At 72.6% G+C, this 18,643-nt stretch carries 18 protein-coding genes; 9 read left to right on the forward strand and 9 right to left on the reverse strand.

What is annotated here, in order from left to right:
- Nucleotides 1-62: 62 nt before the first annotated feature.
- The 3 genes from OG371_RS03420 to OG371_RS03430 are packed head-to-tail and all read right to left on the reverse strand — an operon-like array spanning nucleotide 63 to nucleotide 3,458.
- Nucleotides 63-1,736 (reverse strand): hypothetical protein, encoded by a 1,674-nt coding sequence (locus OG371_RS03420; RefSeq protein ID WP_329065448.1) that lies wholly within the window; start codon nucleotides 1,734-1,736, stop codon nucleotides 63-65.
- Nucleotides 1,726-2,766 (reverse strand): protein phosphatase 2C domain-containing protein, encoded by a 1,041-nt coding sequence (locus tag OG371_RS03425; protein WP_329065450.1) that lies wholly within the window; start codon nucleotides 2,764-2,766, stop codon nucleotides 1,726-1,728. The genes OG371_RS03420 and OG371_RS03425 overlap by 11 nt, the downstream gene beginning before the upstream one ends.
- 8 nt (nucleotides 2,767-2,774) lie before the next feature.
- Nucleotides 2,775-3,458, reverse strand: coding sequence for a vWA domain-containing protein (locus OG371_RS03430; protein ID WP_329065452.1), 684 nt, complete (start codon nucleotides 3,456-3,458; stop codon nucleotides 2,775-2,777).
- 176 nt (nucleotides 3,459-3,634) lie between these two features.
- Here OG371_RS03430 and OG371_RS03435 point away from each other — a divergent pair, with 176 nt between their 5' ends.
- Complete coding sequence (locus OG371_RS03435) at nucleotides 3,635-4,273, forward strand: DUF4190 domain-containing protein (RefSeq protein WP_329065454.1); 639 nt, start codon at nucleotides 3,635-3,637, stop codon at nucleotides 4,271-4,273.
- Between the two features lie 2 nt (nucleotides 4,274-4,275).
- On the opposite strand, the gene OG371_RS03440 is transcribed toward OG371_RS03435, so the two are convergent.
- A complete protein-coding gene (locus OG371_RS03440) occupies nucleotides 4,276-5,760 on the reverse strand; it encodes a cobyric acid synthase (RefSeq protein WP_329065456.1) in 1,485 nt (494 codons plus the stop codon).
- The gene (locus tag OG371_RS03445) at nucleotides 5,757-6,689 is read right to left on the reverse strand and encodes a cobalamin biosynthesis protein (RefSeq protein ID WP_329065458.1); all 933 of its coding nucleotides are present in this window, start codon (nucleotides 6,687-6,689) and stop codon (nucleotides 5,757-5,759) included. The genes OG371_RS03440 and OG371_RS03445 overlap by 4 nt, the downstream gene beginning before the upstream one ends.
- 36 nt (nucleotides 6,690-6,725) lie before the next feature.
- On the opposite strand from OG371_RS03445, the gene OG371_RS03450 reads away from it, so the two are divergent.
- The 3 genes from OG371_RS03450 to OG371_RS03460 are packed head-to-tail and all read left to right on the forward strand — an operon-like array spanning nucleotide 6,726 to nucleotide 9,122.
- Nucleotides 6,726-7,331, forward strand: a complete 606-nt coding sequence (locus OG371_RS03450) for a bifunctional adenosylcobinamide kinase/adenosylcobinamide-phosphate guanylyltransferase (RefSeq protein ID WP_329065460.1) — start codon at nucleotides 6,726-6,728, stop codon at nucleotides 7,329-7,331.
- Between the two features lie 10 nt (nucleotides 7,332-7,341).
- Nucleotides 7,342-8,361 (forward strand): nicotinate-nucleotide--dimethylbenzimidazole phosphoribosyltransferase, encoded by a 1,020-nt coding sequence (gene cobT / locus OG371_RS03455; protein ID WP_329065462.1) that lies wholly within the window; start codon nucleotides 7,342-7,344, stop codon nucleotides 8,359-8,361.
- Nucleotides 8,358-9,122, forward strand: coding sequence for an adenosylcobinamide-GDP ribazoletransferase (locus OG371_RS03460; protein WP_329065464.1), 765 nt, complete (start codon nucleotides 8,358-8,360; stop codon nucleotides 9,120-9,122). Before cobT ends, OG371_RS03460 begins: the two co-directional genes overlap by 4 nt.
- Before the next feature lie 33 nt (nucleotides 9,123-9,155).
- Here OG371_RS03460 and cobC read toward each other — a convergent pair whose 3' ends face one another.
- From cobC to OG371_RS03480, 4 genes are read right to left on the reverse strand one after another with little or no spacing between them, the layout of a single operon-like run.
- Nucleotides 9,156-10,172, reverse strand: coding sequence for an Rv2231c family pyridoxal phosphate-dependent protein CobC (gene cobC / locus OG371_RS03465; RefSeq protein ID WP_329065466.1), 1,017 nt, complete (start codon nucleotides 10,170-10,172; stop codon nucleotides 9,156-9,158).
- Complete coding sequence (locus OG371_RS03470; protein WP_329065468.1) at nucleotides 10,165-11,517, reverse strand: cobyrinate a,c-diamide synthase; 1,353 nt, start codon at nucleotides 11,515-11,517, stop codon at nucleotides 10,165-10,167. The genes cobC and OG371_RS03470 overlap by 8 nt, the downstream gene beginning before the upstream one ends.
- Complete coding sequence (gene cobO, locus OG371_RS03475; RefSeq protein WP_329065469.1) at nucleotides 11,511-12,125, reverse strand: cob(I)yrinic acid a,c-diamide adenosyltransferase; 615 nt, start codon at nucleotides 12,123-12,125, stop codon at nucleotides 11,511-11,513. Before cobO ends, OG371_RS03470 begins: the two co-directional genes overlap by 7 nt.
- Entirely contained in the window at nucleotides 12,125-14,107 is a 1,983-nt protein-coding gene (locus OG371_RS03480; protein ID WP_329065470.1) for a putative cobaltochelatase, read from the reverse strand. Before OG371_RS03480 ends, cobO begins: the two co-directional genes overlap by 1 nt.
- A 197-nt stretch (nucleotides 14,108-14,304) precedes the next feature.
- Between OG371_RS03480 and cbiE the strand changes: the two genes are divergently transcribed.
- The 5 genes from cbiE (at nucleotide 14,305) to bluB (ending at nucleotide 18,622) form a co-directional block, all read left to right on the forward strand.
- Complete coding sequence (cbiE, locus tag OG371_RS03485) at nucleotides 14,305-15,444, forward strand: precorrin-6y C5,15-methyltransferase (decarboxylating) subunit CbiE (RefSeq protein ID WP_329072898.1); 1,140 nt, start codon at nucleotides 14,305-14,307, stop codon at nucleotides 15,442-15,444.
- 64 nt (nucleotides 15,445-15,508) lie between these two features.
- Nucleotides 15,509-16,270: a precorrin-4 C(11)-methyltransferase gene (cobM, locus tag OG371_RS03490; RefSeq protein ID WP_329065472.1), complete on the forward strand. Its 762-nt coding sequence runs from the start codon at nucleotides 15,509-15,511 to the stop codon at nucleotides 16,268-16,270.
- On the forward strand, nucleotides 16,267-17,268 hold the full coding sequence (locus OG371_RS03495; RefSeq protein WP_329065474.1) for a Gfo/Idh/MocA family protein: 1,002 nt from the start codon (nucleotides 16,267-16,269) through the stop codon (nucleotides 17,266-17,268). The genes cobM and OG371_RS03495 overlap by 4 nt, the downstream gene beginning before the upstream one ends.
- Nucleotides 17,265-17,993, forward strand: coding sequence for a cobalt-precorrin-6A reductase (locus OG371_RS03500; protein WP_329065476.1), 729 nt, complete (start codon nucleotides 17,265-17,267; stop codon nucleotides 17,991-17,993). The genes OG371_RS03495 and OG371_RS03500 overlap by 4 nt, the downstream gene beginning before the upstream one ends.
- Nucleotides 17,990-18,622, forward strand: a complete 633-nt coding sequence (gene bluB / locus OG371_RS03505; protein ID WP_329065477.1) for a 5,6-dimethylbenzimidazole synthase — start codon at nucleotides 17,990-17,992, stop codon at nucleotides 18,620-18,622. Before OG371_RS03500 ends, bluB begins: the two co-directional genes overlap by 4 nt.
- Nucleotides 18,623-18,643 lie beyond the last annotated feature (21 nt).

Raw genomic sequence — 18,643 nt, forward strand, 5'->3', positions numbered from 1 at the left:
CTCCTCCTGCTGTCCCGCCTTTCCGTTACTTTCGCACGCGTTCCGGGCTGGTGCCGTTCGGGTCAGCGCCGGTTCAGCGTGGCGCCCTGGGGGCCGGCGGTGTGGGAGAGGAGCTTGGCGAAGCAGTTGTCGGCGTCGATCCCGGCCGCGTCGCACCACGAGTTCGCCGCCGGGCCGGAGCTGTAGCCGACCGGCACCACGATGACCCAGTAGCCCGCGTTCTTGAACGTCGAGTAGTCGCCCGAGGACAGCAGCAGCGCGGTCGGCTGTTGGATCTTCAGCTGCCGGTAATGGGCCAGGATGGCGGCATTGTCGTAGGTGATCCCGTTGTCCTGGGTGCCCACCGCCTTGGACGACAGCTGCGGCACCCATTGCCCGGTCAGCGCCTCGACCTGGGGATAGTCCGCGGCGGCTTGGGCCCGCAGCACCGCCTCCGGGTCGGCGTCCGTGGTGGCGGGCAGGGTCTCGGTGGTGGTGACCGGCGCGGCGTACGAGGTGCTGGGATCGGGAACGTAGTAGTTCGGTCCGCTTTCGGGCGTCGCGGTGCTCTGGGAGGTCCCGCTGGTCAGCGCCGCCCCAGCCGTCGTGGTGCCGCGGGAGACCGTGTACATCACCACCGCCCCGACCACGACCACGAGCAGCCCCAGCGCAACAACGGCCGCCACGACATACGAACTACGCGACGACGGCGGCGGCACCATCGAGGGTTGCTGCGGCAGGTAAGGCGGCTGCTGGACGATCGGCAGGGGCTGAGGTGTCCCGAACCCCTGGGGCACCGGCGGCAGCGGCTGGAACTGCGTCGTGGGCGGGGGCGGCCGATGGGCGTCGGCGGCCTGGTCCAGCTGCCGGAGCGCGTTGTCGTCGAACTGCGTGTCGTTCAGCAGGAACGCTTCCCGCAGCGCGTGAACCCACTCCGCAGGCGTCGCCCTTCCGTTCTCCCGCAAGGGATCCGACAGAGTCCGGTGGAGCAGGCCGGTCAACGGCGCGGGGAAGCCGGCCGGGATCTGCGACGGCCTCGGCCAGGAACCGTCGGGGTTCTGGTCCAGGTTCCCCGGGACGAGCAGCAGGCCGCGGTACATCGCCAATGCGAGCGCGTACCAGTCGCTGTAGCGGTCGTGCGCGGTGATGGCCCCGGTGACCACCCGCGGGTCGACCCAGTGCGGGGTCTTCATGCCCTTCGGCTCGATGCGGTCCGCGGGCTGGAGCCCGTCCGCGTCGATCAGCACCGCGCCGGGCGAAGGAGCCTCACGCCAGACGATGTTGGCGTCGGAGAAGTCCCCGTGCGCCAGGCCGTTCGCCGACAGCCAGGCGAAGATCTCCGCGACGCGGATCAGCACCGAGACCCGCACCCAGGCCGACGGCGGGTTCGCCCGCGCCGTGATCATGAAGGTGAGGGTGCGGGCATTGCCCTGCGGCCGGAAGAACTCAGCGGGCACCAGGGGCATGACCACCCCGGTCACGGCGCCGGCCGGGTCGTGATCGACGTCCGTCGGCCAGCAGACCGAAGCCTGCGGCGAGCTGCCGAGGGCCACCGCGCCGCCGGGGAACACGGTCCGGCCGACGTCCACCACGGCGAGCAGCTTCCGGAGCGGCTCCGGGTCGCGGACCGGGGCGAGGTAGCGCTTGTAGACCAGTTCGCGATCCCGGCCGCGGCCGCGGAAGAGCTGGGCGGCCCCGCCGGTCGCGAAGACCATGTCGTCGAACTCGTAGGACCCGTGCCTGCCGTCAATCCTCATCGGTGCCCGCCTCCTCGGCGTCGGCGGAAGTGACCGGCTCGGCTCCGGGATCGAGCCAGACGACCACGGCCGTGCGGTCGTCCTGGGAGCCCACCCGGGCATAGCTCAGCGTTTCGAGCATCCAGCGCTCGGTGCACGGGTGCGCCCAGCGCCGGGCCAGCCAGCTCCGGATCCCGGGTGACTCGTAGACGTCGTCGGCGAGGCCGTCAGTGCAGAGCACCAGCTTGCCGACGCCGGCCGGGTCCAGCCGGCGGATCTCGACCTCCTGCCGCACGGCAGCGGACGGGATGCTCGCGGAGACCACGTTCACCGGTCCCTCGCCCGTCGCGAAGATCCCGGTGAACGGCTCGTCGGTCGCGTTCGTCGCGGACAGCACGGTCGCGTCGCCGACCCTGGCCACCAGCACCGGGCCCGCGGACCGAGCGGTCGGCAGCACCACGACCGCGATCGTGCAGGCCAGTGCCCGGCTGTCCTTGATCCCGTACGCCGGTCCCCAGACGTCGGCGAGTTCCTGTTGCGCGCGTTCGATGCCAGCCAGCAGGACCTCCTCGCCGGTCTCCGCAAGGCCGGTGAGATCGGCGGCCGCGACGGCACCGGCGATGGACCGGGTCAGGTGCCGGGCACCGAGCTGGGACAACGGGCGCGAGCCGAGACCATCCGCGACGACGAGGACCACGGCCGCACCGTCGCGCGAAAGCTCGACGGCGTAGGAGTCCTGCCGGGTCTGCCCCGACCAGCCGTGCCGCCGCCCGGCGACGCTGGCCGCGCTGACCCAGAACGGCCCGAGCGTGCCGGCGTCGAGCGCCACGTTCGACAGGTTCCACAGCCCGGTCGACGGCAGCTCGGCCGCTTCGACCCGCCGCTGCGCATCACCGACGTTCGGTGCCTCGAACGTCAAGTCGGCCACCATTCGCGGCGCCCCAGCCGGCTCCGGCACGGCCGGGAACAGCGCAGGCAGGTCGCGGGGCAGCCGGCGATGCTTGACCGGCTCGACCGGCGTGACGCACTCCAGCCGGTGACGTCCGGGCATGGCGGACATCAGACCGCCTGCACCGGCAGCGCGGTGAACTTGCTGGTGTCCACGTCGACCTGGAGGCCACCGCCCTGGGGCTCGCCGAACGACCTCGACGTCGTCCGGATGCTCGCGGTCAGCGCCGACATGATCTCTTTCACCTGCGAAGCCGGCTCCCCCTGCTTCGCCACGAACGCGAACCTCGTCGCGATGGCGCCGAGAGTGTCCTCTCTGGCATCGGCGAAGCCGAAGGTGACGATTTCGGGGTTGAACCGCCAGTTCCGGTCGGTGAGCGCACGCAGCGGTTCCACCCAGTCTTCCTTGGCGATGTGCTCACCGTCGCTCATGAAGAAGACGACCGGCTTGTAGAACCGCGTGCCCTTGCCCAGGCCGCGGATCTCGTCTTCGATCTGCTTCTTCGCGATACGGAACGCGGCGGCGAAATTGGTGCCGGCCTGGGGCGCGAGCACCGGCATCACCACCGGCCCGAGATCGCACAACGGCAGCACGGACGTCGCCATGTCGGAGAAGGTGATGATCGAAACCCGCGCGATCTCCCCGACCTGCGGATCGTCTTCGATCATTTCCCGCAGGTCCGGCAGCGCGGCGTTCACCGCGTCGATCGGCTCGCCCGCCATCGAATAGGAGACGTCGATGACAAGGAAAACCGGGAAAACCGGGTGACGCTCGTCCTGGGCGAATTCCGACATACCACTACCTGCGATTCCGCTGAGATTTTTGGTGACGTGGTTTTTCCGACGCCATTCGTGGTCGCAGTTCCGCCGGGGGCCGTTACGAAACGGTGCCAAGTACTGGCCCGGGCCCGGAGTTGGTTGCCGGCCGCTAGGATCAGCATCGGGTCGGGGGACGCCACGAGGGGACCCCTATGACCGAGCACGTGCTGCCGCCGAGACCGTCCGGGCCGAGTTACGAGGACGCGCCACCGCCGCCCGTGCCGGTGGCCACCAGCGGGTTCGCGATCGCGTCGCTGGTGCTGGCGATCCCGGCCATCAGCCTGCCGCTGAGCATCGGCTTCGGGATCGCCGCACTGGTGCGGATCCGCCGGACCGGGCAGAACGGCCGCGGCCTCGCCATCGCGGGGCTGGCGGTCAGCGGCGCGTGGCTGCTGGTGCTCGTGGTGGGCGTTGTGCTGTCACTGCTGGGTTTGAAGGCCGCGAGCCCGGCCGACGAGTTCCTGAGTGCCCACCAAGGCGACTGCCTGATCAGCCTGGACGACCAGCGCACCGACCTCCGGGCCGTCTCCTGCGACAACCCGCACGATGTCGAGGTGTTCGCCACCGTCCCGCTGACCGGCGACGCCTACCCGGGCGAGGACACCCTGCGCCCGCTCGCGCAGAACGCCTGCGAGGCCGCCCGGAAGACGTACTTCACCAGCACCGACCCGCCCTCTTACGTCCACACGGCGGCGCACTATCCCGGGCCGTCGGACTGGTCAGCCCACGCGCGCACCGCAGTCTGCACTCTGGAGAGCGACAACATGCTGGCGGGCCGCGTGGTGCACTGAGGTCACGGTGCGCCGGGCGGGACGAACGGCAGCCCATCCGGAGCACCGGAATCCAGCAGTGCCAACAGCTTGTCGGTGTCCAATTCGGACTCGACGGCGTCCGCGAGCCGTTCCAGCATCTCCTCGCGCAGGTCGGCGAAACCCGGCGCGCCCGGGACCGGGGACCACGGCACCCGGGCCTGGGCCGCGACCTCCGTGAGCCAGGCCCGCCGGAATCCGTCGTTCTCCAACGCGCCGTGCCACGTCGTGCCCCAGACCGCGCCGACTCGGTGACCGTCCAGAAAGGACTCGGCGTCGGCCGGAGCAGCGATGCCGTGGTGGATCTCGTAGGCGTCGACCCGGTGTCCGCGCCAGGTGCCGGACGGGCGGCCGAGCACCTTCTCCCCCGCGAAGGTCACGTGGGTCGGCAGCAGACCTAGCCCTTCGACGCGGCCCACGCCGGACTCGACGTCGTCCTCAATGGATTCCGCCAGCATCTGGTAACCCCCGCAGATCCCCAAAACCGGCCGTCCCGCGGCGGCGCGCGTGACGACGGCGTCAGCCAGTCCCCGCTCGCGGAGCCAGCGCAGATCGTCCACAGTGGCCCGGGATCCGGGCAGCACCACCAGGTCCGCCGCGGCGACCGCGTCCGGATCGGCGGTCAGGCTCACGGTCACGCCGGGCTCGGCCGCGAGGGCGTCGACGTCGGTGGCGTTGGACGCGCGCGGGAACCGCACCACGGCCACGTGAAGGCCGCGCGCCCCGTCACGCGCCTCGCGCCGCCAGCCCGCGGCGGCGAGCGCGTCCTCGGAGTCGATCCACACGCGGTCCAGCCACGGCAGCACCCCGAGCACCGGGCGGCCGGTCACCTTCTCCAGGCTGTCCAGGCCCGGGCGCAGCAGGCCGACGTCACCGCGGAACTTGTTCACCACCCAGCCCGCCACCAGCGCCTGGTCCTCGCGCGAGAGCAGGGCGAGCGTGCCGAACATCGACGCCAGCACCCCGCCGCGGTCGATGTCGCCGACCACCAGCACCGGCAGGGAAAACCGTCGCGCCAAGCCCATGTTCACGTAGTCGCCGGCGCGCAGGTTGATCTCCGCGGGGCTGCCCGCGCCCTCGCAGACGACCACGTCGAACCGGGCGCTCAGCCCGGCGAACGCGTCGAAGGCGATCTGCGCCAGCCCGGCCCGGCCGGTGGCGTACTCGCCGGCCTCCAGCGTGCCGAACGGCCGGCCGAGCGCGATCACGTGGCTGCGCCGGTCGCTGCCCGGTTTGAGCAGCACCGGGTTCATCGCCGCCTCGGGCTCCACTCGCGCCGCGCGCGCCTGGAGCCATTGCGCCCGGCCGATCTCGGCGCCGTCCGCGCACACCATGGAGTTGTTGGACATGTTCTGCGCCTTGAACGGCGCCACTCGCACACCGCGGCGCGCCAGCCAGCGGCAGATCCCGGCGGTGACCAGGCTCTTGCCGGCGTCGGAGGTGGTGCCGGCGACCAGCAGCCCGGTCATCGCGCCACCACCGCGGCGACGGCGAGGGCCGCGACCCCGACCGCGCGCGAGAGCCGCACCGCGCGACGCAGGTCGGCGGGTTCGGGCGCTCGGCCGTCACCCAGCGTGCCGCGCCGTTCGATCTCTCCGCCGTAGCTGTTCGTGCCACCGAGCCGCAGGTCGAGCGCTCCGGCGAAGGCCGCCTCGACCTGTCCGGCGTTCGGGCTCGGATGCAGCGAGCCGTCGCGGCGCCACGCCGTCCACGACGCCCGCGTCCGGCCACCCGCGAGCGGCGCGCAGGCCGCCGTCAGCGCTGCCCCGACGCGCGACGGCAGCAGGTTGACAACGTCGTCGGCCCGTGCGGACGCCCAGCCGAAGTTGCGGTGCCGCGGCGAGCGGTAGCCGACCATGGCGTCCAGCGTGTTGAGCGCGCGGTAGCCGAGCAGCCCGGGAATCCCCGCGACGGCGCCCCACAGCAGCGGCGCGACCACCGCGTCCGAAGTGTTCTCGGCGATCGACTCCGTGGCCGCCCGCGTCAGCTCCGCGCTGTCCAACTCCGTCGCGTCGCGCGCGCAGAGGTGCGAAAGGCGCTGTCGCGCCGCGGGCACGTCGCCGTCTTCGAGCAGCCGAGCCATCTCCTGGCCTTCGGCGGCGAGGCCACGGCCGCCGAGCACTATCCAGGTCGAGACGGCCGTCAGCGTGAAGCGGGCGAATGGGCGTCGCCGCGTCGCCGCCTGCGCAGCCAGCCCGAGCCCCGTCACGGCGCCCGCGCAGAGGGCCGTGTACGCCGCTCCGCGCGGCTTCGAGTCGGCCCACAGCCGGCGTTCGACGGCGGCCGCGGCCGTCCCGAACAGCGCGACCGGGTGCCCGCGGCGCGGATCGCCGAACAGCGTGTCGGCGGCAAATCCGGTGATCAGCCCGGCCGCGGTGACAGCTTGTCGGAGTGGCACGTGGCGAACGTTAGCGCGTGCACGACAATGCCGGGTATGACCAAGCTGACCAACCGGCTCGCGACGCACTGCGAGACCCTGGCGCGCGCCCTACGCCGGTACCGCCGCGAGGACGGCAAGGTGCTGGTCCTGGGCGGCGTCCGCTCGGGGAAGTCGCGGCACGCGGAGCGGCTCGTCGCGCATCACCCGCACCTCGTCTACGTCGCGCCCGGCCTGCCGCCGAGCGAGGACGACCCGGACTGGGCGGCGCGCGTCGCCGCGCACAAGGCCCGCCGTCCCGCGCACTGGACCACGGTGGAGACCACGGATCTGGCGACGGTCCTGCGCACGGCCACCGGCCCGTTGCTGATCGACTGCCTCGGCACCTGGCTTTCCCGGGTGCTCGACGAGGTCGGCGCGTGGCGGCAGAAGCCGGGCTGGGAGCGCCGCCTCGACGACCGGCTGGAGGACTTCCTGGCCGCGTGGACGCAAGCGCGGGTGCCGGTGGTCGCGGTCAGCAACGAGGTCGGCAGCGGTGTGGTGCCCGCGACGTCGTCCGGGCGGCTGTTCCGTGATGTGCTGGGCGCACTCAACAACCGGGTGTCCGCCGAGTCCGACCGGGTTTCACTGGTCGTCGCGGGACGGGTGCTCGACCTGCCGTAAGGAGAACACCGTGCCGCGCTTCGACATCCCCGCGCCCGACGCCGCCGCCCGGGCCGCCGCGTACGAGCGGCTCGACGGCCTGGTCAAGCCGCTCGGCGCGCTCGGCCGCCTGGAAGAGCTGGCGGCCTGGCTGTGCGCCTCGCACGGCGTGGTCCCGCCGCGCCCGCTGGACGACGTGCGGGTGGTCGTGTTCGCGGGCGACCACGGGGTGTCGGCTTTGTCGGCTTACCCGCGCGAGGTGACCGCGGCGATGGTGCGGGTGTTCCTGGCCGGGCGCAGCGGGGTGAACGTGCTCGCCGCGCAGGCCGGGGCGCGGGTGCGGGTCGCGGACATCGCCGTGGACTGGGACGGCTCGGACGTGCCGGCCGAGGTGACCGCGCACAAGATCCGCCGCGGCTCGGGCTCGATCGACGTCGAGGACGCGCTGGCCCCCGGTGAAGCGCTCGCCGCGTTCACCGCGGGCCGCGAGATCGCCGCCGAGGAGGACGGCGCCGACCTGCTCATCCCGGGTGACATGGGGATCGGCAACACCGCGGTGTGCGCGGCCGTGGTCGCGGCGTCGCTGGGCCTGCCGGCGGCGGAGGTCGTCGGCACCGGCACCGGCGTGTCCGAGGACGGCCTGGCGGTGAAGACCGCCGCGGTGTCGGCCGCGCTGGCCCGCGCGGCCGACCGCGTCGAGGACCCGTTCGACCGCCTGACCGCGCTGGGCAGCGCCTGCCTGGCCGCCACCGCGGGCTTCCTGGTGGAGGCCTCGACGCGCGGCATCCCGGTCCTGCTGGACGGCGTCTTCTCCGGCGCAGCCGCCCTGGTCGCGCGCGACATCGCCCCGGGCGCCGAGCAGTGGTGGCTGGCCGGCCACCGTTCGACCGAGCCTTCGCAGGCGTACGCGCTCAAGGCTTTGGGCCTCACGCCGATCCTCGACCTGGGCCTGCGCCTCGGCGAGGGCAGCGGCGCCGTCCAGGCGGTCCCGACCCTTCGCGCGGCCCGGGCGATCATCGCGGACATGGGCCTGCTGGCGGATCTGGCGTGACGCTCGGCCGCTTCGGCGACGCGGTCCGTCTTGCGGTCGGCACCCTCACGACCGTGCCCGTGCCGGCCCCGCGAGTCATCGACCCGCGAGTGGCCGGGACCGCGATGGTCTTGGGCCCGCTCGCCGCGGTCCCGCTCGCGGTGGTGGCTGGCGTGATCGTGGCGGTCGGCGACGCTCTCGGACTGCCCGCTCTGGCCGTGGCGGCACTCGCTCTCGGCGCCGTGGCACTGGGCAGCCGAGGCCTGCACCTCGACGGCCTGGCCGACACCGCCGACGGCCTCGGCGCCTCGTACGACCGCACGAAAGCCCTCGACGTCATGCGCCGCGGCGACTCCGGCCCCACGGGTGTCGCGACGCTGATGTTCACATTGCTGGTCCAGGTCGGCGCGATGACCGGCGCCATCGCGGCTGGGCATGGTGTCGTGGCGGTGGTGATCGCGGTGCTGGTGGGACGGTGCACGCTGTCGATGTCCTGCGCGCGAGGGGTCCCTTCGGCCCGGCCGGAGGGCTTGGGGGCGACGGTCGCGGGCTCGGTGCCGGTACTGGTGGCCGTCGTGACTGGAGTGGTCGCGGCGGCGCTCGCCGGCTTGGCCCCGGGCCTGAATTGGTGGCGTGGCCCGGTAGCCGTCGCCCTGGGTTACGCCGCCGCGGCGGTCCTGCTCGCCCGCTGCGTCCGCCGCCTGGGCGGGATGACGGGTGACGTGCTGGGCGCAGGCGTGGAAGTCGCGGTGGCCGGGGCGTTGCTGGCGCTGGCCGTCTGAGCCGAATTCCGCGTAGCCGGACCACGGCTGAAATCAGAGCAACGCGGCCAACGCGGCCAGGAACCCGTCCGTCACCTCACGGGAGCGGACGGCCAGCCGCACGTGTTCCGGGCCCAAACCGGGAAAGGTGTCACCGCGGCGGACCGCGTAACCGGCGTCGCGAAGGCGGGTGCGCAAGGACGAGTCGGGGTGGCGCACCAAAACGAACGGGCCCCGCGGATCGCCCAGAACAGCCAACCCCAGGGCGGCCAACCCCGAGACCAGATATTCCCGGTCGGATTCCGCGGTCACGGCTAGTTTCTCCGCCTCTTCCACCGCGGCCGGACGGCAGCAGGCCACCGTGGCGACACCGGCCAAAGTGGACACCGACCACGGCGGCTGGACGGCGCTCAGCCGCGCCACGACGTCCGGCGGGCCGAGCAGGTAACCCGCGCGCAAGCCCGCCAGGCCCCAGGTCTTGGTCAGGCTCCGCAGCACGACCACGCCCGGCAACGACTCCTCCGCCAGGCTCTCCGCCTCACCCGGGACCGCGTCGAGGAACGCCTCGTCCACCACCAGCAGCCGGCCCGGCCGGGTCAGCGCGCGCAGCGTCGACGCGGGGTGCAGCACGGACGTCGGGTTCGTCGGATTGCCCACGAACACGAGGTCAGCCGACGCGGGGACCTGCTCCGGGCGCAGCGTGAAACCGTCCGAAGAGGACAGTACGACGCGCGAAACCTCGTGCCCCGCCGCGCGCAGGGCCGCCTCCGGCTCGGTGAACTGCGGGTGGACGACCACCGCGTGCTCCGGCCGCAAAGCCGAAGCCAGCAAGGTGAACGCTTCCGCCGCGCCCGCCGTCACCAGCACCTCCGCGACCGTGCGCCCGTGCCGTCCCGCGACCGCCTCGGCAGCCGCCGTCGAGTCCGGGTACGCAGCGAGCGTGTCCAGAGCCAACGCCAGTTCTCGCCGCAGCCACTCCGGCGGCCGGGGCAGCCGGACGTTCACCGCGAGGTCCACCAAACCCGGCCCGACCTCGCGGTCACCGTGGTGGTGCAGGTCGAATTCATCCATGGGAATTCACCGGCGCGAACGCGCGCACCCGGGCGGCGAACCGCTGCGCCAATTCCGGATACCCGGCCCAATGCACATGCAGATACGAAGCGTGCAGCGAGTCCGAGGCGAACCCGTCCCGTAGGCGGTCCCAGCCCCACGCCGGGGTGGCGCCGTGGCCGGGGGTCACCTCGGTGCGATGGAACTCGTGGCCGGTCACGCGCGCGCCCGCCGGGGCCACCACATTGTCCGAAAGAGACACTGCGGTCCGGTAGCCGAGCTTGCCGCGCTTGGTCATCGCGGCCGTCGCGGGCAGGGCGCCGACCATCGGCAAGCCGTCGAGGGACTCGCACAGGTACAGCAGCCCCGCGCACTCCGCGCTCACCGGCATCCCGCGCGCGATCGCGGCGGCGACCTGCTCGCGCAGCTCCCGGTTCGCCGACAGCTCGGCCGCGTGCACCTCCGGGAAGCCGCCGCCGAAGTACAGCCCGGCGCAACCGTCCGGCAAAGCCTTGTCCCGTAACGGGTCCACGTCCACCACATCGACGCCCGACGCCACGAGAAGCTCGACGTTCTCCGTGTAGCGGAACGTGAACGCGGGCCCGGCGGCGGCCGCCACCACCGCGCGGGGGCCGGAAGCCGAGTCACCAGGCGTCCACATCGGACCGGAAAGCCGCGGGGCACTGCGCGCGACCCGGACCACCGCCTCCAGATCAACCCCGCCCGCGACCCATTCCGCCAGTTCCGGCAGCACCCGCTGTGAATCCGCCGCGCGCTCGGCGGCCGGGACGAGTCCGAGGTGCCGGCTCGGCGCATGCACGTTCTCGTTGCGCCGCAAGGAACCCAGCAGAGGGACGCCGGTCGCCTCCAGCGCGGAGGCGATCTCGTCCTCGTGCCGCTGCGAGCCCAGCTTGTTCAGGATCACGCCGGCGAGCCGCACGCGGGTGTCGTAGCTCGCGAAGCCCAGCACACTCGCCGCGACACTGCGCGAAGCGGCCGAAGCGTCGACGACCAGCACCACCGGCGCGTCCAGCAGCCGCGCGACGTGGGCCGTCGAGGCGTAACCCTCCGTGCCGAGCGCGCCGTCGAACAGGCCCATCACGCCCTCGATCACCGCGATGTCCGCGCCGGCGGAACCGTGGCGCAGCAAGGGAACCAGCCGCTCGTCGCCCTGCAGGAACGGGTCGAGGTTGCGGGCCGGACGGCCGGTCGCCAGCGCGTGGTAACCCGGGTCGATGAAGTCCGGCCCCACCTTGTGCCCGGACACCCGGTGCCCGGCCGCGCGCAAGGCCGCCATCAGCCCGGCCGCGACGGTGGTCTTGCCGTGCCCGGAGCCGGGCGCGGCGATCACCACCCGCGCTACCACTCGATCCCCCGCTGCCCCTTCTGCCCGGCGTCCATCGGGTGCTTGATCTTGGTCATCTCGGTGACCAGGTCCGCGGCCTCGATCAGCTCGGGCGGGGCGTTCCGGCCGGTGATCACCACGTGCTGGTGGCCGGGCCGCGAGACCAAAGTGGACACCACGTCGTCCACCTCGAGCCAGCCCCATTTGAGCAGGTAGCTGAACTCGTCGAGCACGTAGAAGTCGTACTTCTCCGCGGCCAGGCAGCGCTTGATCTCCGCCCAGCCCTCACGGCCGTTCGCCGCGTGGTCCTCCTCGGTGCCGGACTTGCGCGTCCAGCTCCAGCCCTCGCCCATCTTGTGCCAGTCGACCGCGCCGCCCTCGCCGGTCTCTTCGTGCAGCTTCCCGAGCGCGCGGAACGCGGCTTCCTCGCCGACGCGCCACTTCGCCGACTTCACGAACTGGAACACCCCGATCGACCAGCCCTGGTTCCACGCGCGCAGCGCCATGCCGAACGCGGCGGTCGACTTGCCCTTCATCTCGCCGGTGTGCACCACGAGCAGCGGCCGGTTGCGGCGCTGGCGCGTGGTGAGCCCGTCCTCCGGGACGACGGCGGGTTTCCCTTGTGGCATCAGGCAGCCCTCCCGGTTCGCGCGCGCACCGCCGACGCGAGCGACTCCGCGGCGACGTCCGCCAGCGGCACGTGCTCGGCCCCGAGATGCCCGGCCAGTTCCCCCGCGAGCCCGAGCCGCATCCGCCCGCTCTCGCAGTCCATCACGATCGCGGTCACGCCGGCGAGCAGCCCGGCCGCGGCCTGCGAGCGCGCGACGGCGTCCGCCCCGCTGGTCGCCCGCCCGTCGGTGACCACCACCAGCAGCGGGCGACGGCGCGGGTCGCGGATCGCTTCCACGCGCAGCACCCGCTCGGCCTCCAGCAGTCCTTCGGCGAGCGGCGTGCGGCCGCCCGTCGGCAGGCCTTCGAGCCGGGACGCGGCGGCGTCGACGCTGATCGTCGGCGGCAGCGCCAGCTCGGCCGAGTCACCACGGAACGTCACCAGGCCGACCTTGTCCCGCCGTTGGTAAGCGTCCATCAGCAACGACAGGACCGCCGTCTTCACTTCGCGCATCCGCGTCCGCGCGCCCATCGAGCCGGACGCGTCGACGCAGAAGAGCACGAGGTTTCCTTCGCGCTCTTCGCGCAATGCGAACCGCAAGTCCTGCGTACGCACCTTCAGGCCCGGGCCGCTGCGGCCTCGCGAACGCTGGTGCGGAGCCGCCGCGCGCACGGTCGCCACCAGGTGCGGCCGGCCGTCGCGGACACTCGGCGGCTGGACGCCGATCGTGCGCCCGCTGTCCGTGATCGCCCGCGACCGGCGGCCGCGCTCGCCCTCACCGGTGCCCTTGACTCGGAACACGCGGGCGCGGAACGTGTCCCCGGCGCCGACCGTGTTCTGTTTCCCGGGCCCGTCACCGTTTCCGGGCTGGGGTTGCTGAGCGCCCTCGCCCGGCGCCTGGTCCGACTCCGCGGGCGGCGCCGAGCCCGAGCCGGGGCCGTCGTCTTCGGGGCCATTGTCTTCCGGACCATTGTCTTCCGGACCAGACGGCGGCTGCGCGTCTTCCAGCGCCTGCTCCAGCTGTTCCTCGGAAATCCCCGGCGCGTCGAAGGGGTTGCGCCGCCGACGATGAGGCAGCGCGAGCCGCGCGGCGACGCGGATGTCGTCGGTGGTCACCTCGTCGCGGCCGGCCCAGGCGGCGTGCGCGACGGCCGTGCGCGCCGTGACGATGTCGGCCCGCATGCCGTCCACCTCGAACGACGCGCACACCTCGGCGATCTGCCGCAGCGCGTCGTCGGGCAGCTTCACGGCGGGCAGAAGGCGTTGTGCCGCTTCGATGTCCGCGGCCAGCGAAGCGTCTTCCTCCGCGTAGCCCGCCGCGAAGCCGTCCGGATCCGCTTCGTAGGCGAGACGACGGCGGACGACCTCGACGCGTAACTCCGGGTCCCGGCTGGACGCGACCTCGACGGTCAGCCCGAACCGGTCCAGCAGCTGCGGCCGCAGCTCGCCCTCCTCCGGGTTCATCGTGCCGATCAGCACGAACCGCGCAGCGTGCGAGACGGACACGCCCTCGCGTTCCACCGTCGCGCGCCCCATCGCGGCGGCGTCGAGCAGGGTGTCCACCAGGTGGTCGTGCAAGAGGTTGACCTCGTCCACGTACAGCAGGCCGCGGTGCGCGGCGGCGAGCAGGCCCGGCTGGTAGTCCGTGACGCCCTCGGCCAGCGCCTTCTCCAGGTTCAGCGAGCCGACCACCCGGTCCTCGGCCGCGCCGACGGGCAGCTCCACCAGCCGCGCGGGCCGCCGGTGCGCCGCCGCGTCAGCCGCGTGCGGGCCGTCCGGGCACAGCGGGTCCGGCGCGGCCGGGTCACACGAGAAACGACAGCCGTCCACGACGTCGACACTCGGCAGCAGGACCGCCAGCGCCCGCACCATCGTCGACTTCGCCGTGCCCTTCTCACCCCGCACGAGCACCCCGCCCACAGCGGGCGAGATCGAGGACAACACCAGCGCCAGGCGCAGGTCCGGCATCCCGACGACGGCGGTGAACGGGTACGGCTTCAACAGCACTCCTCGGGGTCGGCGTCCGGCCGATCATCGCACAGGAAACCGGTCGTCTAGCGTGGTCCGACGTGCGTGGAGAAAGGTCACATCAACCTGCCGAGGCGAGTGCGCTGCGCGGCGTGACCGACGGGGGGTCCGGGGGCGTGCCCCCGGCGCGGGGTCCGGGGGCTCGGCCCCTGGGCAGCAGAGCACGCCTGATCGTGGTCGGCATCGGGGCCGACGGCTGGTCAGGGCTCTCCAGCTCAGCTCGGGAAACCGTGCTTACGGCCGACGTCGTGCTGGGCGCGCCCAGGCAGCTGGCCTCGCTGCCGGAAGAGGTCCGCACCCAACCGTGGCCCAGTCCCCTGCTGCCCGCACTCGACGACGTCCTCGCCGAGCACTCGGGGCAGCGGATCTGCGTCCTGGCCAGCGGCGACCCCCTGCTCTCGGGCATCGGCACCACCCTGCGGGACCGCGGTCACGAGATCGAAGTCCTGCCCTCGCTGTCCTCGGTGACGCTGGCCCGCGCCCGCCTCGGCTGGTCGGCCGAAGAAACCGAGGTGGTCACCGTTGTCGGCCGCGCGGTGTCACGGGTCACCCGCGCACTCGCGCCCCGACGCAAAGTGCTCGTACTCGGCGCAAGCGCGACCGACCTGCGTGACCTGCTCAAAGCCCGCGGTTACGCCACCACCACACTGACCGCCCTGGAAAACCTGGGCGCCGAAACCGAGCAGATCGCCGACGGCTGGACGCACGACCCCGGCCCCCTCACCGTGTTCGCCCTCGACTGCGCCGGCCCCGCACTCCCCCTCACCGGCCTGCCCGACGACGCCTTCGAGCACGACGGCCAGCTCACCAAACGCGACCTCCGCGCGTCCGCCCTCGCCCACCTCGCGCCGAGCCCCGGCGAGCTGCTCTGGGACGTCGGCGCGGGCGCGGGCAGCATCGGCGTCGAATGGTCCCGCGCGCACCCGCTGAACCGCGCCATCGCGATCGAGCGCGACCCGGCGCGGGCCGAACGCATCACGCGCAACGCGGACACGCTCGGAGTGCCCGAACTCCGCGTGGTCACCGGCCCTGCCCCGGACGTACTCGCCGGGCTGCCGAAGCCGGACGCCGTGTTCATCGGCGGCGGCCTCACCGTCCCCGGCCTGCTCGACGCGTGCCTCGGCACCGGCGCGCGGATCGTCGCGCACGGCGTGACGCTCGAAGCCGAGCAGGTGCTCGCCCGCGCGTACGCGGAGCACGGCGGCGAGCTGCAACGGATCACCGTCGAACACGCGAAGCCGCTCGGCGGGTTCACCGGCTGGACCCCTTCGCGCACCGTCACCCAGTGGTCTTGGCAGAAGGACTCGTGAGTGTTTATGCCGGTTCTAACCGTCATAAACACTCACGAGCCCTTTCCGGAGAACGGAGCGGAACATGACCGTCTACTTCATCGGCGCGGGCCCCGGCGCGGCGGACCTGATCACCGTCCGCGGCCGCGACAGGCTCGCGCGCTGCGGCGTCTGCCTCTACCCCGGCAGCATGACGCCGACGGACCTGTTGGAGTACTGCCCTCCGGAGGCAGAGCGCATTGACACCGCCGGCCTGAGCCTCGACGAAATCGCGGCGAAGCTCGTCGACGCGCACCGCGCGGGCCACGACGTCGCCCGCCTCTGTTCGGGCGATCCTTCGCTCTACAGCGCGGTCGCGGAACAGATGCGGCGCCTCGACCTGGCCGAAGTGCCGTACGACGTGATCCCCGGCGTGCCTGCCTTCGCCGCCTCGGCCGCCGTCCTCCGCCGTGAACTGACCGTGCCGGAGATCGGCCAGAGCCTGGTGATCACCCGGGCGCAGGCGCGGTCCACCGCCATGCCCGGCGGCGAGACGCTGGCCAACTTCGCCCGCAGCGGCGCCACTCTCGCACTGCACCTGGCGATCAACCACGTCGAGCGGGTGGCCGCCGAGCTGGCCGGGTCCTACGGCGCGGACTGCCCGGCGGCGATCGTCGCGCTGGCCAGCCAGCCGGGCGAGACGGTGGTGCGCGGCACGCTCGCCGACATCGCCGCGCAAGCCCGGGAGGCCGGGCTGACGCGGGCGGCCACCATCTTCGTCGGCCGGGTGCTCGCGGCCGAAGGATTTCCCGACAGCTTCCTGTATTCGAGCACCCGTGACCGCGCGAGCCAACCGGAGTCGTTGTGACCAACCTGCGCTGGGGCCTGCTGGCCGCCGGGACCATCGCCGCCGAATTCGCGGCCGGCGTCGAGCAGAGCCGGCACGGCGTCCTCGGCGCTGTCGCCGCGCGCTCGGCCTCGCGGGCGCGCGAGTTCGCGACGCGCTTCGAGATCCCGAAGGCGTACGGCGGTTACGAAGACCTCCTCGCCGACCCGGACATCGACGCCGTGTACATCGCGACGCCGCACCCGATGCACGCCGAGTGGGCGATCCGCGCCGCCGAGGCCGGGAAGCACGTGCTGTGTGAGAAGCCGCTCACGGTCACCGCTCCCGAGGCCGAGAAGGTCATTGATGCCGCGCGCCGTAACGACGTCTTCCTCATGGAGGCGTTCATGTACCGGCTGCACCCGCAGACGCGGCGGCTGGCCGAACTGATCTCGTGCGGCGCGATCGGCGAAGTCCGGGCTGTCGACGTGACGTTCAGCTACGACTATGACGCCGAGCGCCTCGGCGATCCCGCGCTGGGCGGCGGCGGGATCCTCGACGTCGGCTGTTACTGCACGTCGCTGGCCCGGCTGGTCGCGCAGGCCGCGACCGGCGAGGCGGTGGTCGAACCCACCACCGTCACCGGCATGGCACGGCTTTCCGAACGCGGCGTCGACGAGTACGCGATGGGCCTGTTCCGGCTGCCCGGCGGCATCATCGCGCAGCTGTCCTGCGGGTACCGGCTCGCGCAGGACGACCACATCCGCGTTTACGGCAGCACCGGGCAGCTGTATGTGCCGAAACCCGCGTGGATCCACGAGATGCGCCCGCCGGGCACTTCGGTGATCGTGCTGACTCCCACCGGCGGCGAGCCCGAGGTGATCGAGATCGAAGCGACGCAAGGTTTGTTCACCCGCGAGGCCGACCACGTCGCCGCGCACGTGGCCGACCGGCAGGCGCCCGAGCTGACCTGGGCGGAAACCCTGGCGAACATGCGCACGCTCGACCGCTGGCGCTCGGCCGTCGGTTACGGCGGATGAGCGTCCTGGTTCTGGGCGGCACCGCGGAGGCACGCGCCCTCGCGGCCGAGTTGCACGAACGGGACTTTCGCGTCGTCTCGTCGTTGGCCGGTCGCGTCGCACGACCGCGGCTGCCGGTCGGCGAAGTGCGTGTCGGCGGCTTCGGCGGTGTCGACGGCCTCGCCGCGTGGCTGCGCGAGCACGAGATAGAGGCTGTTGTAGACGCGACGCACCCCTTCGCCGAACGCATCGGCTCCAACGCGTTCGCAGCGGCGGAGCAGACCGGCGTCCCGTTGCTGCGCCTCGAACGGCCCGGCTGGCAAGAGAGCGAAGGCGACCATTGGCACTGGGCCGGCGATCTGGCCGAGGCCGCCGCGCTACTGCCCGGCCTCGGCCGCCGGGTGTTCCTGACCAGCGGACGCCAGGGTCTGGCGGCGTTCGCGAGCCTGAACGAGCTGTGGTTCCTGATCCGCTGCGTCGACCCGCCGGAGCCGCCATTACCGGCGCACCACGAGGTGCTGCTGGACCGCGGACCGTACGAAGTGGACAGTGAGCGCGCGCTGATCACCGAGCACGGCGTGGACGTGCTCGTCACCAAGGACAGCGGCGGCGCGATGACCGCCGCGAAACTGACCGCCGCGCGTGAGCTGGGTCTGCCGGTGGTCGTCGTGCGCCGTCCGGCCCGGCCGGCCACCACCGTGGCGGCGAACGTCGCCGAAGCCGTCGAATGGGTGCTGCACCGATGATCGAAGAGTTCTACCGCGTCCTGCACAGCCGCCGTGACGTCCGCGGCGAGTTCACCGGCGAGCCGATCGACGACGGCGTGCTCACGCGCGTGCTCGAAGCCGCGCACGCCGCGCCGAGCGTCGGGCTGAGCCAGCCGTGGGACTTCGTCCTGGTCCGCGATCTCGGCACCCGTGAAGCGTTCGCGAAGCACGTCCGCGAGGAGCGCGACGTCTTCGCCGCTTCGCTCGACGGCGAGCGCGCAGACACCTTCTCCCGCATCAAGATCGAAGGCATCCTCGAGTCCAGCCTCGGCATCGTGGTCACCTACGACGCCGGGCGGGGCGCGCCCGCGGTTCTCGGCCGGCACGCGATCGCCGACGCCGGGCTGTACTCCGCCTGCCTGGCGATCCAGAACCTGTGGCTGGCCGCGACGGCGGAGGGCCTCGGCGTCGGCTGGGTCAGCTTCTACCGCGAGCCGTTCCTGGCCGAGCTGCTCGGCATCCCGGACGGCATCCGGCCGGTGGCCTGGCTGTGCACCGGCCCGGTCACCGCACTGGCCGAGGTCCCGGACCTGGAACGACACGGCTGGCGCCGCCGCACCCCGCTCGCCGACGCGGTCCACCACGAACGCTTCACCCCGCGGACATGACGACGCTTCGGACCCACGTTG

This window comes from Amycolatopsis sp. NBC_01480 (genome assembly GCF_036227205.1).
GTDB lineage: Bacteria > Actinomycetota > Actinomycetes > Mycobacteriales > Pseudonocardiaceae > Amycolatopsis.

Excerpts from the sequence above, each read along its gene's own strand:
- cobC (WP_329065466.1), bottom strand. The coding sequence starts at position 10,172 with ATGGATGAATTCGACCTGCACCACCACGGTGACCGCGAGGTCGGGCCG.
- OG371_RS03435 (WP_329065454.1), top strand. The coding sequence starts at position 3,635 with ATGACCGAGCACGTGCTGCCGCCGAGACCGTCCGGGCCGAGTTACGAG.
- OG371_RS03450 (WP_329065460.1), top strand. The coding sequence starts at position 6,726 with ATGACCAAGCTGACCAACCGGCTCGCGACGCACTGCGAGACCCTGGCG.
- OG371_RS03440 (WP_329065456.1), bottom strand. The coding sequence starts at position 5,760 with ATGACCGGGCTGCTGGTCGCCGGCACCACCTCCGACGCCGGCAAGAGC.
- OG371_RS03420 (WP_329065448.1), bottom strand. The coding sequence starts at position 1,736 with ATGAGGATTGACGGCAGGCACGGGTCCTACGAGTTCGACGACATGGTC.
- OG371_RS03425 (WP_329065450.1), bottom strand. The coding sequence starts at position 2,766 with ATGCCCGGACGTCACCGGCTGGAGTGCGTCACGCCGGTCGAGCCGGTC.
- bluB (WP_329065477.1), top strand. The coding sequence starts at position 17,990 with ATGATCGAAGAGTTCTACCGCGTCCTGCACAGCCGCCGTGACGTCCGC.
- cobO (WP_329065469.1), bottom strand. The coding sequence starts at position 12,125 with ATGCCACAAGGGAAACCCGCCGTCGTCCCGGAGGACGGGCTCACCACG.
- cobM (WP_329065472.1), top strand. The coding sequence starts at position 15,509 with ATGACCGTCTACTTCATCGGCGCGGGCCCCGGCGCGGCGGACCTGATC.
- OG371_RS03500 (WP_329065476.1), top strand. The coding sequence starts at position 17,265 with ATGAGCGTCCTGGTTCTGGGCGGCACCGCGGAGGCACGCGCCCTCGCG.
- OG371_RS03430 (WP_329065452.1), bottom strand. The coding sequence starts at position 3,458 with ATGTCGGAATTCGCCCAGGACGAGCGTCACCCGGTTTTCCCGGTTTTC.